The following is a 13129-nucleotide window of genomic DNA, read 5'->3' on the forward strand; positions in this document are numbered from 1 at the left end:
GAGAATTTTCATTTTTGGAGGGATTTCAATGTATTCACAGCTCACCACCTTAAGCGCCTATTCGTTGCTGCAAAGTACGATCAAAATTCCTCACTATATAGAGCAAGCCAAAAAGATGGGCTATCAGACATTGGGGCTGACCGATCATAATGTTCTCTATGGCGCGGTCGAGTTTTATCAACAATGCCTAGCACAGGGCATCAAGCCGATTTTTGGCGCTTTGTTCGACTGTACCTTCGGAGAGGGATCAATGTCCTTTCCATTGTACGTATTTGCAAAAAACCTCAAGGGCTATCAAACCTTGATGCGTTTATCAAGTGAAAAAATGATCACCGAGCAGTTGAATTTAGCTGCTTGTGATTCTTTGCAGGATCTCTTTGGTTTGCTGCCTGAAGGCGAGGGGTTTCTGCCTTCTCAGCACGATGATCTAGAAGCCAATCAAGAAGCACTGCGAGCAATCAGCCATAAATTTGATTCTGAGAGCTTGTTTTTAGGGATTACTAGCAAAGGGCTAGATCCAGAAACGATCGCTTGGTTTAACGAGCAAAACATTGCACCATGTGCGTATCAACCCATCGCGGCTTTAGCACAAGAAGAAGCCTTTGCAGTCAAAGTGATGACCCATATCAAAGATGGTTCGCAAATTGAAGACTTTCGTCAGGCAAAAGAGCAAGCGACTACACAGCTTTTTTTACAACCGGCAGACCAATTGACTGCGTCATTTGGCGAAGCGTCGCAGGCATTGATGAATAATCAGCGGATTGCAGCTGAATGCGCCGTCGAGCTGCCACTGCATCAGCGGCTATTGCCTCATTACCCGTTACCAGCAGAAGAAAATGCTGCGGACTATTTGCGCAAAATTTGTTTTGAACGTCTGCCTCAGCGAGTTGCTCACGTTACATCGGCGTACGAACAGCGTTTGGATTATGAGTTGTCTGTCATCCATAAGATGGGCTTTGATGATTACTTCTTGATTATTTGGGACGTCATGGACTTTGCCCACCAACAAGAAATCGTTACCGGAGCTGGACGGGGATCCGCTGCCGGAGCACTGGTGGCGTATGTTTTATCTATCACCGACGTGGATCCAATCAAATACGATCTTTTGTTTGAACGATTCTTGAATCCAGAACGTTACACGATGCCTGATATTGATTTAGATATTCCTGACAATCGCAGAGACGAGATTTTACAGTATGTGCGCCAAAAATATGGGCAAGAATATATGGCACAGATTGCCACGTTTGGTACCATGGCGGCCAAAATGGTTTTGCGAGATGTTTCTCGGGTCTTTGGTCTCTCGCAAAGTGAAGCTAATCGCTGGTCAAAAGCCATCCCCAATGCCTTGAAAATGACCTTAGATCTTGCTTATGAACAATCCAATCAGCTGCGAGAGCTGGTTTCGTTCAATGAGCGGAATCAAGTAATGTTTCAAGTCGCCAAAATCTTAGAAGGACTGCCCCGTCACGTATCGACCCATGCCGCCGGTGTGGTGATCAGTGACAAGAATCTGCTTGATTTGGTGCCTTTGCAAGAAGGCAGCGATGGGATTTGGCTGACCCAGTTTACCATGAATGACGTGGAAGCCATTGGCCTATTGAAGATGGATTTTTTAGGTTTGAGAAACTTGTCGATCATTGATAATACCTTGAAAGGTATCAAACGAATCAGCCAACAAATCGTAACCCAAAAAGAGATTCCTCTTGATGATCCAGCAACATTGCGTTTGTTTCAAAAAGGGGAGACGGCAGGGATCTTCCAATTTGAATCAGCGGGAATACGCAATGTCTTGCGCAAGCTAGGGCCAGAAAGTATCGAAGACATTGCTGCAGTCAATGCCTTGTATCGCCCGGGACCGATGCAAAATATTGATACTTTTATCAAGCGGAAAAAAGGACAAGAGCGGGTCTCTTATCCGGATGACAGCTTGATTCCAATCTTGCAAAACACTTACGGAATCATTGTTTATCAAGAACAGATCATGCAAGTAGCTTCCAAAATGGCTGGTTTTAGCCTAGGACAGGCAGATATTTTGCGGCGAGCAATCAGTAAAAAGAAAAAAGACGTGTTGGATGAAGAACGTCGCCATTTTGTGCAAGGTGCGTTGGCCAATCATTATGACGAGAAGACCGCCAATTTGGTCTATGACTATATTGAGCGCTTCGCCAACTATGGGTTTAACCGTTCCCATGCGTTTGCCTATTCCTTTATCGGCTTTCAAATGGCGTACTTGAAAGTGCACTATCCGGCACCTTTTTTTGCTTCGATCTTGCACTCGGTACGCAATACTGCAAGCAAAATGAAAGAATACTTAAATGAAGCCGCACGTTATGGAGTAGAAGTATTGCCACCATCGATCAATACCAGTGGGTTTAGTTTTCAACTGCAAAATGAGAAACAAATCCGCTTTGGGTTCAGCAGTATCAAAGGGATTCGGCGCGACATGATCCAAGACATTTTGACAGAACGAAAAGAGCATGGCAATTTCACGTCCATGGATCAATTTTTACTTCGCTTGAATCAGCGGAACAGCAAGTGGTTAAAGTTGGACTATTTATTGCCGCTTTTGAGCATCGGTGTATTCGATGTGATTGCGCCTAATCGAAAACAAGCATTGATCCAACTAGAAGGGAAAATCCAAAATATTACTTATAGTGGCGGCAGTTTGGATCTCTTAGAAACCATGGCTTTAAAAGAAGAAGCCGTTGCCGATTACAAACTGGAAGAGAAACTGGCTTTGGAAGAAGAATACTTAGGTGTTTATTTGTCTGGCCATCCCGTAGAACAGTTTCAAAAATTGCATCAATTAAAACAAATCACCGATATTGCCGATCTGGTTCCGAATGAACGGGTCCGCATCCTTTTGTATGTCCGCAAGATTCGGGAGATACGTACAAAAAAAGGCGAACAGATGGCATTTGTTGAAGGAACGGATGCTAGCAAAGAAGTTTCAGTAACGATTTTTCCCATCGTTTATCGACAAGTGCGTTCCTTGATCGAAGAAAATGCTGTTCTCTATATTGAAGGAAAGGTCGAGGTAAGTCGTTACAATGGTGAAATCCAACTCATTGCTGATAAAATAGACTTAGCAGAAAACGTTCAAAATAAAATTGCGCCACAAACTTGCTACTTAAAGATTTCTGCTGAAGCCGAAACGTCGCACCTGCAAGCATTGTCGAAGGAAATGAAGCAGCATCAAGGAAATATTCCAGTGGTGATGTTTTATGAAAGTAGTGGCAAAAAAGTGTTATTAGCAGAAGAAAACTGGGTAACGGATGAGCCGAACTTTGTCACACAACTGAAGGCATTATTAGGAAATGGAAATGTAATTTTCAAGTAATTTTCCGAAAACGATAATTCAACTTACACTTTTTTCAACTTTTTCCCACTATTTCAAGACATTTTCATGGAATAATGGTAGAATATGTCTCGTGGTTATTACTTGAAAACTAGCAAACAGGGGCTTCCCTAAACAAAATCTTTTGATGAGGTGAAAGAATAATGAAACGCATTGGAATTCTAACCAGTGGCGGCGATGCACCAGGAATGAACGCAGCGATTCGCGCAGTTGTCAGAAAGGGTATTTTTGACGGACTTGAAGTATATGGAATCAACTATGGCTATGCCGGACTAGTCGCAGGCGACATTCGTCGCTTAGATGTTGCTGATGTTGGTGACAAAATTCAACGTGGTGGAACATTCTTATATTCAGCACGTTATCCAGAATTTGCGACACAAGAAGGGCAATTAAAAGGAATCGAGCAATTAAAGAAATTTGGCATCGAAGGGCTAGTCGTGATTGGTGGAGATGGATCTTACCATGGTGCGATGGCACTTACTCGCCACGGTTTCCCAGCAATCGGGATTCCAGGAACGATCGATAACGACATTCCAGGAACAGATTTCACGATTGGTTTTGATACAGCGATCAATACTGTCTTAGAATCGATTGACCGTATCCGTGATACAGCGACATCACATGTCCGCACATTTGTGATCGAAGTAATGGGACGTGGTGCTGGCGATATCGCTTTATGGTCAGGTGTGGCCGGTGGTGCGGATGAAATCATCATCCCAGAACATGATTTTGACATGCAAGTTGTTGCTGATCGTATCCGTGAAGGACGCGACCGCGGGAAAAAACATTGCTTGATCGTTTTAGCCGAAGGCGTGATGGGCGGAAATGATTTTGCTGACAAACTTTCTGAATACGGCGATTTCCATACCCGTGTATCAATTCTAGGACACGTTGTCCGTGGTGGTTCACCAAGCGCTCGTGACCGTGTGTTAGCAAGTAAATTTGGTTCATATGCCGTTGAATTATTGCAACAAGGCAAAGGCGGTCTATGTATCGGTATCGAAAACAATGAAATGATTGCTTCTGATATTATCGAAACCCTTGAAAACAATCGTCACAAGCCAGATCTTAGCTTGTATAACTTGAACAAAGAAATCTCATTTTAAAGAGATTTTTTAGAGCAACGCAACAGTAATTTTGTAAAAAAAGCTTATTAGCTATTTTAAATAAATGAATAGGAGCGTTTAGTAATGAAAAAAACAAAGATCGTAAGTACATTAGGACCAGCAAGTAACAGTGTGGAAATTATTTCTCAACTGATTGAAGCCGGTGCGAATGTCTTCCGCTTTAACTTCTCTCATGGAGATCATGAAGAACAATTAGCGCGTATGACAATGGTTCGTGAAGCCGTGAAGAAAACTGGTAAAGATGTCGGTATCCTTTTAGATACAAAAGGTGCTGAAATCCGTACAACTGTACAAAATACGACAGAAGCTGACTTTGGTCGTGCTGGATACATCCAATTTAACGTTGGCGATGAAACACGCATTTCAATGGATCCAGAACACAAAGGAACAAAAGAAAAAATTGCTGTAACTTATCCTGGTTTATTTGAAGATGTTCATGTGGGCGGACACATCTTGTTTGATGATGGTTTGATCGACATGGAAATCAAAGAAAAAGACGAAGCAACCCGCGAATTAGTGGTTGTTGTTAAAAATGCTGGAATGTTAGGATCACGTAAAGGGGTCAACGCTCCTGGTGTATCAATCAGCTTACCTGGTATTACTGAAAAAGATGCAGAAGATATCCGTTTTGGTCTTGATAACGATATCGACTTCATTGCCGCTTCATTTGTACGTAAAGCGCAAGACGTTTTAGAGATTCGTGAAATTTTAGAAGAAAAAGACATGACTCATGTGCAAATCTTCTCTAAAATCGAATCACAAGAAGGTATCGATAATATCGATGAAATCATCAAAGTTTCTGATGGTATCATGGTTGCCCGTGGTGACATGGGTGTTGAGATCCCTGCTGAAGAAGTACCAATGGTTCAAAAGAGCATTATTAAAAAATGTAACGCTGCTGGTAAATCAGTTATCACAGCAACACAAATGTTAGAGTCAATGCAACAAAACCCACGTCCAACCCGTGCAGAAGCTTCTGACGTTGCCAATGCTGTCTTTGATGGTACCGATGCAACAATGCTTTCTGGTGAATCAGCAAACGGTGACTACCCTGTTGAGGCAGTAGCAACAATGGCACGGATCGACATTGAAGCTGAAAAAGCTTTATCAGAAAACAGCACATTCCAAATCAACCAATTCGATAAAACAGATGTAACAGAAACAATCGGTTTATCTGTTGCTCGTGCGGCGAAAAACCTAGGGGTTAAAACAATCGTTGCAGCGACTGAATCTGGCTACACTGCAAAAATGATCTCTAAATATCGTCCAGATGCTGACATTTTAGCTGTTACATTTGATGAACGTACAAAACGTGGCTTGATGCTTAACTGGGGTGTCTACCCAACCGTTGCTGAAAAACCATCAACAACTGATGAAATGTTTGAATTAGCAGCAAAACAAGCAGTTGATTTAGGTTTTGCTAAAGAAGGCGATCTAATCTTGATCACAGCCGGTGTTCCTGTTGGTGAACGCGGAACAACCAACGTCATGAAGATCCAATTGATCGGTTCAAAATTGCTTGAAGCGCAAGGGATTGGTGAAAAATCAGTTGTTGCCAATGCCGTGATCGCTCACAGTGCCGAAGAAGCAATTGCGAAAGCAAAAGATGGCATGATTTTAGTTGTACCAACAACAGATAAAGAATATATGCCAGCAATCGAAAAAGCAGCAGCTTTAGTTGTTGAAGATGGCGGCTTGACTTCTCATGCAGCAGTTGTCGGAATCGCGAAAGATCTACCAGTCATCGTTGGTGCCAAAGACGCAACCACAACCATCAAAGATGGCGAATTGGTTACTCTTGATTCTCGTCGCGGTATCGTTTATCGTGGAGAAACAACAGCAATCTAATGATTTTTAACGATTGATCAAGCAACAGGCAAGTGCACGTTGTGCGCTTCCTGTTGTTTTTTTGAGAGGGTCGAAATCCCTTGAGAAAGGGCATTAAAATGACACGATCAAAAATGAAAAAGGTGTCAAGAAAATTTCATTGACAAAGCCTCAGAAGCCCTGTATAATTGCTTTTGTTGCTTAGGGGTGATAAAAATGAAATGGTCTTTATTGGAATTAAAAAAATACCAAGAGACACCGCTGATGTTTGAAGAAACACTTGACTTAAAGAGTCAACTGATAAAACGCGATGGACAGATCATTGATTTGTCTCCTGTAAAAGTAAAAGGGCTGATGAGTGTTGATAAGCAAGGATACTTGCTGCACTATCAAGTAGAAACGACGATGACATTGCCATCTACTCGTTCTTTGACACCTGTAGCGATTCCTTTTGATTTTTCAGTGGATGAACACTTCATGACACCAGAGCAATTTCAGCGTCGCGATGAAACGATCGTCGAAGAAGAAGTTTTGATCGTTGAAGGTCAAACCATCAGCTTAGATGAATCAGTCGCTGATAACCTATTACTTGCGATTCCTTTGCAAGTCCTGACAGAAGAAGAAAAGCAAGGTTCAGCAATGCCATCTGGCAACGATTGGGCTGTTTTGTCAGAAGAAGACTTTGCAAATCAAAAAGAAGCGCAAGCTCAACAAGTTGATCCTCGTCTTGCAAAATTATCCGAATTATTCACTGAATCAGATGACGATAACGCGTAGGATTGGAATAAATTGCAGCCTCAAGGTTGCGTTCATTAACAAGGAGGTGTAGCAAAATGGCAGTACCAGCTAGAAAAACTTCGAAAGCGAAGAAAGCAAAACGTCGTACACATTACAAATTGACAATCAACGGTTTGAACGAATGTGCAAACTGTGGTGAAATGAAAAAAAGCCACCATGTCTGCTCAAACTGTGGTCATTACGATGGCAAAGACGTAGCAACAAAAGAAGCATAATTCCTTTTTTTCAGAAAGAGGATTCTAAAACCTTAGGCTAACCATGGAGCCTGAGGTTTTTTTGTTTTTTTGACTAATATGGAACTTTTCAGAAATATTTTTGTCCAGCGAAAGAGAATAGTTCAAAAGCAGGTACATTTGCGCTATAATGAAAAAGATAATTGAATCTTAGGAGGATGAAAGATGACAAAACAACAAATCGGCGTTGTCGGTATGGCTGTTATGGGCAAAAACTTAGCGTTGAACATCGAAAGCCGCGGTTATTCAGTTGCCTTATTTAACCGTACTGGTTCAAAGACAGAAGAAGTAGTAAAAGAACATCCAGATAAAAATTTTAAAGCAACCTATACGATAGAAGAATTTGTTCAATCTATTGAAAAACCACGTCGTATTTTATTAATGGTAAAAGCAGGATTTGCGACAGATGCAACGATCCAAGAATTATTGCCTCATCTAGACAAAGGCGATATTTTGATCGATGGCGGAAATACCTTCTTTAAAGATACGGTTCGTCGTAACGAAGAGTTGGCAAACTCAGGAATCAACTTTATCGGTACAGGTGTATCTGGTGGGGAAGAGGGCGCCTTGAAAGGTCCTTCGATCATGCCAGGAGGACAAAAAGAAGCGTATGAATTGGTTGCGCCAATCTTGGAACAAATTTCTGCAAAAGCCGAAGATGGAACACCTTGTGTGACTTATATTGGACCAAACGGTGCAGGCCATTACGTAAAAATGGTTCATAACGGGATCGAATATGGGGACATGCAGCTGATTGCTGAGTCTTATGACTTGATGCAAAACATATTAGGTCTATCTGTTGATGAAATGGCTGATATTTTTGCTGAATGGAACAAAGGCGAATTAGACAGCTATCTAATTGAGATCACAGCGGATATTTTGACTCGCAAAGACGATCAAGGTACAGGCAAACCAATCGTTGATGTGATTTTAGATGCTGCTGGTAATAAAGGAACTGGGAAATGGACAAGCCAAAGTGCCTTAGACCTAGGCGTACCACTACCATTGATCACTGAATCTGTTTTTGCCCGTTATATCTCGGCTTACAAAGAAGAACGGGTCAATGCCAGCAAAGTCTTACCAAAACCAGAAGCAGTTGCTTTTGAAGGAAACAAAGAAGAGTTTATCAATAAGATCCGCGAAGCATTATACTTCAGTAAGATCATGAGCTATGCACAAGGATTCGCGCAATTACGTACTGCATCAAAAGAATATGATTGGGATCTTCCTTTTGGTGAAATTGCCAAAATTTGGCGTGCAGGCTGTATCATCCGGGCTCAATTTTTACAAAAAATCACGGATGCTTATGACAAGAATGCCGACATTGAAAACTTACTATTAGATGACTACTTCAAAGATATTACGAAACGTTATCAATCTTCTGTACGTGAAGTAGTTGCACTAGCTGTCCAAGCAGGAGTACCTGTGCCGACGTTCTCATCTGCGATCGCGTACTTCGATTCTTATCGTTCTGATCGTTTGCCAGCGAACTTGATCCAAGCACAACGGGATTACTTCGGAGCGCATACGTATGAACGGACAGATAAAGAGGGAATTTTCCATTATTCATGGTATGATGAAGCGTAAGCTTTAAGAGAATCCAAAAGAGAAAGGCCGAAAGTGAGAACTTTCGGTCAATCTCTTTTTTATTTTTTAGATACATGATAAAATAAGACAGATAATGTCTAATTTAAAGGCAGAATAATCAATAAAGGGGCTATCAATAATGAGTAATATTCTAATCATTGAAGATGAAAAGAACTTAGCTCGATTTGTAGAATTAGAATTGAAGCATGAAGGGTATAATACTGAAGTTCATTATAACGGACGGACGGGACTGGATGCGGCGCTGAATAATGAATGGGATGCGATCTTATTGGATCTAATGCTTCCTGAGTTAAATGGGTTAGAAGTTTGCCGCCGCGTGCGTCAATCGAAGAACACCCCGATCATCATGATGACCGCACGAGATTCCGTGATTGATCGAGTATCAGGTTTAGATCATGGTGCCGATGATTATATTGTGAAGCCTTTTGCAATTGAAGAATTGCTGGCACGCTTACGTGCGTTGCTTCGCCGTATCGATATCGAAGGGGACAAAAACGTTGCAAAACAAACCACGATCACTTACCGAGACCTAACGATTGAAAAAGAAAATCGTGTCGTTCGTCGCGGAACAGATGTCATTGAACTAACAAAACGCGAATATGAGCTATTGTTGACTTTAATGGAAAACGTTAATGTCGTTTTGGCCAGAGATGTTTTATTAAACAAAGTCTGGGGCTATGAGACAGAAGTTGAAACCAACGTTGTCGATGTTTACATCCGCTACTTACGGAATAAAATTGATGTACCAGGGGAGGAAAGCTATATCCAAACCGTTCGTGGTACAGGTTATGTGATGCGGTCGTGAACCTTAAAAAAAGAATGAAAAAATTAAAAGAACTGAAGGGGCCTTCTTTAACTGTAAAGTGGGCCTTCGCAAGTTCTTTCTTTATATTCGTCGTATTTACGATCTTTGCCGTGATCACCTATAAAACATCGGTGAATTTGATCGTCGCTAAAGAAGAAAACAATGTGGAGCGGACGATGTCAGAGGTTGCTTCTCGTTTAGCCAATTCGGATCAAGAACTAACATTGGTCCGAACGTATCGTAATTTAACCAAAAATGATGCGGGGACGACGAGCATTTATGATCGCACTTCAACGATCGATGGCAACTTAATGAAAATCGACTCCTTTATTTCGGAATTAGGCCAAGCACCATTGAGCCTGTTTGTTTATAATTTGAATGAGGACCTTGTTTTTAAAACCCATGAAAATGATTTAGCACTGATCGACACGCAGCGCAAAGCGCCAACCATCGTAACGCTGGATGGTATCACAGGCTTTCTCTCGATCCAACCCATTTATTCAAAAGGCACCAGAGAGCGGATTGGCTATGCTCAAACATTTTATGAGTTGACTTCTTTTTATGAAATACGCAGCAAACTGCTGCTGACTTTGATTATCTTAGAAGTCGTCTCTCTGATTCTCAGCAGTGTCCTCGGGTTCTTTTTATCAGCGTATTTCCTTCAGCCATTAAAGGTATTACGGGATACGATGGAAACTGTTCGGAAAAACCCGCAGTCAACCGTGCATATGCCAGAATTAAATACGAACGATGAACTGTCTGATTTAGCAGATATATTTAATGAGATGTTGGATCGCATGCGCCTGTACATTGAGCAGCAAGAGCGATTCGTTGAAGATGTTTCTCATGAGTTACGGACACCCGTAGCAATCATTGAAGGACACATGAATCTTTTGCAACGTTGGGGGAAAGATGATCCAGAGATCTTGGATGAGTCCCTCGCAGCCAGTATGCAAGAGATCAGTCGAATGAAGACGCTAGTACAGGAAATGTTGGATCTCTCAAGAGCGGAACAAGTGGATGTTCATTATGCAAATGAAACAACTAATGCAAAAGAAGTTGTCTATCAAGTGTTCAATAACTTTAAAATACTGTATCCGGATTTTGTCTTTACGTTGGATGATGATTTGTATCATGAGTTGAAGCTGAAAATCTATCGCAATCATTTTGAACAGATCATTATTATTGTCTTGGATAACGCAGTAAAGTATTCCACTGATCGAAAAGAAGTTCATCTATCTATTTCATTGGATCGTCAATCTTTTGAAATTGCCATCCAAGATTTCGGGGAAGGCATCTCCAAAGAAGACCTCGATAAGATCTTTAATCGTTTCTATCGAGTAGATAAAGCCCGTGCTAGAACCAAAGGTGGCAATGGTTTGGGGTTATCTATAGCAAAACAACTATTAGAAAGCTATAAAGGAAAAATCACGGCGGAGAGTGTCATTGGCCAAGGAACAATCTTTCGGATTTATATACCGATTCTTCAAACGGAAGATCGGACGAAAAGAGAACGTTGAGCAAAAAAGCTTAAGTTCTCTTTTTTCATTCTTAAATGATAGATTTAGTGCCGAAACACTGCTTATAAACGAACGTTCGAAACGTTTGGTAATGAATAATTCGCCTATGAAAATAGTTGTCAAAAAGCCTATTTTTTTAGTTGATTTTTCCTTTAAGAATTGCTATATTATTACTTGTCCTTGTTAAGACATTTGTAACAAACACTGATTGATCTTTTTTGAAATTAGTTGTTGACGAAACATTTTACAAGTGTTATTATAACAAAGTCGAAAAAATATCGTCTCTGAAAAAACCTGATAAATCAAAAAAACTTTTCAAAAAAGTGTTTGACATATAACGGTTGAGATGGTAAGATGAAAAAGTCGCTGAGGTTAAGAGAGAAGTTAAATAACAACTTCTTGAAAAAAACTTTTAAAAAAGAGTTGACAATCAAACGTCGCTCTGATATGATATAAAAGTTGCTAACGCAGCACGGTAGACCTTTGAAAACTGAACAAAGCAAGCAAACGAACCAATGTGTAGGACGTTTCAATTTATTGAAACAAATACATGCAAGCAATAGCTAGCAAAGTTAATTTTTATGAGCTTAATGACCGTATGGTCATTCAAACAAATCATTATGAGAGTTTGATCCTGGCTCAGGACGAACGCTGGCGGCGTGCCTAATACATGCAAGTCGAACGCTTTTTCTTTCACCGGAGCTTGCTCCACCGAAAGAAAAAGAGTGGCGAACGGGTGAGTAACACGTGGGTAACCTGCCCATCAGAAGGGGATAACACTTGGAAACAGGTGCTAATACCGTATAACACTATTTTCCGCATGGAAGAAAGTTGAAAGGCGCTTTTGCGTCACTGATGGATGGACCCGCGGTGCATTAGCTAGTTGGTGAGGTAACGGCTCACCAAGGCAACGATGCATAGCCGACCTGAGAGGGTGATCGGCCACACTGGGACTGAGACACGGCCCAGACTCCTACGGGAGGCAGCAGTAGGGAATCTTCGGCAATGGACGAAAGTCTGACCGAGCAACGCCGCGTGAGTGAAGAAGGTTTTCGGATCGTAAAACTCTGTTGTTAGAGAAGAACAAGGATGAGAGTAAAACGTTCATCCCTTGACGGTATCTAACCAGAAAGCCACGGCTAACTACGTGCCAGCAGCCGCGGTAATACGTAGGTGGCAAGCGTTGTCCGGATTTATTGGGCGTAAAGCGAGCGCAGGCGGTTTCTTAAGTCTGATGTGAAAGCCCCCGGCTCAACCGGGGAGGGTCATTGGAAACTGGGAGACTTGAGTGCAGAAGAGGAGAGTGGAATTCCATGTGTAGCGGTGAAATGCGTAGATATATGGAGGAACACCAGTGGCGAAGGCGGCTCTCTGGTCTGTAACTGACGCTGAGGCTCGAAAGCGTGGGGAGCGAACAGGATTAGATACCCTGGTAGTCCACGCCGTAAACGATGAGTGCTAAGTGTTGGAGGGTTTCCGCCCTTCAGTGCTGCAGCAAACGCATTAAGCACTCCGCCTGGGGAGTACGACCGCAAGGTTGAAACTCAAAGGAATTGACGGGGGCCCGCACAAGCGGTGGAGCATGTGGTTTAATTCGAAGCAACGCGAAGAACCTTACCAGGTCTTGACATCCTTTGACCACTCTAGAGATAGAGCTTCCCCTTCGGGGGCAAAGTGACAGGTGGTGCATGGTTGTCGTCAGCTCGTGTCGTGAGATGTTGGGTTAAGTCCCGCAACGAGCGCAACCCTTATTGTTAGTTGCCATCATTTAGTTGGGCACTCTAGCGAGACTGCCGGTGACAAACCGGAGGAAGGTGGGGATGACGTCAAATCATCATGCCCCTTATGACCTG

Annotated in this window: 8 protein-coding genes and 2 other annotated features; all 8 genes read left to right on the forward strand. The window is 42.0% G+C overall.

All coding sequences use genetic code 11. The annotated features are described in order from the left end of the window. Positions 1 to 28: 28 nt before the first annotated feature. Positions 29 to 3340 carry a DNA polymerase III subunit alpha gene (gene dnaE, locus A5877_RS13785; RefSeq protein ID WP_086316979.1) on the forward strand — a complete coding sequence of 1104 codons (3312 nt, stop codon included), beginning with the start codon at positions 29 to 31 and terminating at the stop codon, positions 3338 to 3340. A gap of 161 nt (positions 3341 to 3501) precedes the next feature. Continuing rightward, the gene (gene pfkA, locus A5877_RS13790) at positions 3502 to 4464 is read left to right on the forward strand and encodes a 6-phosphofructokinase (protein ID WP_005237177.1); all 963 of its coding nucleotides are present in this window, start codon (positions 3502 to 3504) and stop codon (positions 4462 to 4464) included. An 84-nt stretch (positions 4465 to 4548) separates the two neighbouring features. Further along, complete coding sequence (gene pyk / locus A5877_RS13795; protein WP_008377816.1) at positions 4549 to 6333, forward strand: pyruvate kinase; 1785 nt, start codon at positions 4549 to 4551, stop codon at positions 6331 to 6333. Positions 6334 to 6528: 195 nt separating this feature from the next. Then, positions 6529 to 7089: a DUF177 domain-containing protein gene (locus A5877_RS13800; RefSeq protein WP_005237175.1), complete on the forward strand. Its 561-nt coding sequence runs from the start codon at positions 6529 to 6531 to the stop codon at positions 7087 to 7089. A gap of 56 nt (positions 7090 to 7145) precedes the next feature. Then, entirely contained in the window at positions 7146 to 7325 is a 180-nt protein-coding gene (rpmF, locus tag A5877_RS13805) for a 50S ribosomal protein L32 (RefSeq protein WP_005229191.1), read from the forward strand. Between the two features lie 183 nt (positions 7326 to 7508). Beyond that, on the forward strand, positions 7509 to 8930 hold the full coding sequence (gene gndA, locus A5877_RS13810) for an NADP-dependent phosphogluconate dehydrogenase (protein WP_005229192.1): 1422 nt from the start codon (positions 7509 to 7511) through the stop codon (positions 8928 to 8930). Positions 8931 to 9069: 139 nt separating this feature from the next. Beyond that, positions 9070 to 9756: a response regulator transcription factor gene (locus tag A5877_RS13815; protein WP_005229193.1), complete on the forward strand. Its 687-nt coding sequence runs from the start codon at positions 9070 to 9072 to the stop codon at positions 9754 to 9756. Positions 9757 to 9770: 14 nt separating this feature from the next. Continuing rightward, positions 9771 to 11276 carry a HAMP domain-containing histidine kinase gene (locus tag A5877_RS13820; protein ID WP_034872519.1) on the forward strand — a complete coding sequence of 502 codons (1506 nt, stop codon included), beginning with the start codon at positions 9771 to 9773 and terminating at the stop codon, positions 11274 to 11276. Positions 11277 to 11900: 624 nt separating this feature from the next. Beyond that, positions 11901 to 12793: a sequence feature (16S ribosomal RNA rRNA prediction is too short), on the forward strand. A gap of 72 nt (positions 12794 to 12865) precedes the next feature. Continuing rightward, positions 12866 to 13129 (forward strand) — a sequence feature (16S ribosomal RNA rRNA prediction is too short).

Origin of the sequence: Enterococcus sp. 3C7_DIV0644 (genome assembly GCF_002141235.1) — a bacterium.
GTDB classification, from domain to species: Bacteria; Bacillota; Bacilli; order Lactobacillales; family Enterococcaceae; genus Enterococcus_D; species Enterococcus_D entomosocium.

Excerpts from the sequence above, each read along its gene's own strand:
- rpmF (WP_005229191.1), top strand. The coding sequence starts at position 7,146 with ATGGCAGTACCAGCTAGAAAAACTTCGAAAGCGAAGAAAGCAAAACGT.
- A5877_RS13800 (WP_005237175.1), top strand. The coding sequence starts at position 6,529 with ATGAAATGGTCTTTATTGGAATTAAAAAAATACCAAGAGACACCGCTG.
- gndA (WP_005229192.1), top strand. The coding sequence starts at position 7,509 with ATGACAAAACAACAAATCGGCGTTGTCGGTATGGCTGTTATGGGCAAA.
- pfkA (WP_005237177.1), top strand. The coding sequence starts at position 3,502 with ATGAAACGCATTGGAATTCTAACCAGTGGCGGCGATGCACCAGGAATG.
- dnaE (WP_086316979.1), top strand. The coding sequence starts at position 29 with ATGTATTCACAGCTCACCACCTTAAGCGCCTATTCGTTGCTGCAAAGT.
- pyk (WP_008377816.1), top strand. The coding sequence starts at position 4,549 with ATGAAAAAAACAAAGATCGTAAGTACATTAGGACCAGCAAGTAACAGT.
- A5877_RS13820 (WP_034872519.1), top strand. The coding sequence starts at position 9,771 with ATGAAAAAATTAAAAGAACTGAAGGGGCCTTCTTTAACTGTAAAGTGG.
- A5877_RS13815 (WP_005229193.1), top strand. The coding sequence starts at position 9,070 with ATGAGTAATATTCTAATCATTGAAGATGAAAAGAACTTAGCTCGATTT.